The sequence below is a fragment of the Phormidium sp. CCY1219 genome, assembly GCF_035615515.1.
Classification (GTDB): Bacteria; Cyanobacteriota; Cyanobacteriia; order Cyanobacteriales; family Laspinemataceae; genus CCY1219.
The window spans coordinates 1-228 of sequence record NZ_JAJENT010000145.1 but is presented as its reverse complement, the minus strand read 5'-3'; the positions used below and the strand labels follow the sequence as shown (position 1 = coordinate 228).

At 42.1% G+C, this 228-nt stretch carries 1 pseudogene; it reads right to left on the bottom strand.

Annotated features, from left to right (window positions below):
• A pseudogene (locus tag LKK83_RS00755) lies at positions 1-228 on the bottom strand (RNA-guided endonuclease IscB); the annotation flags it as partial.

Below are 228 nucleotides of genomic sequence, written 5' to 3'. Positions count from 1 at the left end.
AGAAGTAACTATAGCCTTAACAATGTCTCCAGTCTGAAAACCTTTGACCAACTTATTTCGAGGACCATATCGAGACGCGAATCCATATTTGTCGGTACGGCACATCTGACGAGTTCCTTGTCCTGTGGCTGTAATAATTAAGGGTTGCTTTACCAATATGTTCAGTCGCTCTGGTGTTGATTTCCCAACACAAGCAGCATCTAGCCAGTGTGTTTTAGTTAATTCTTG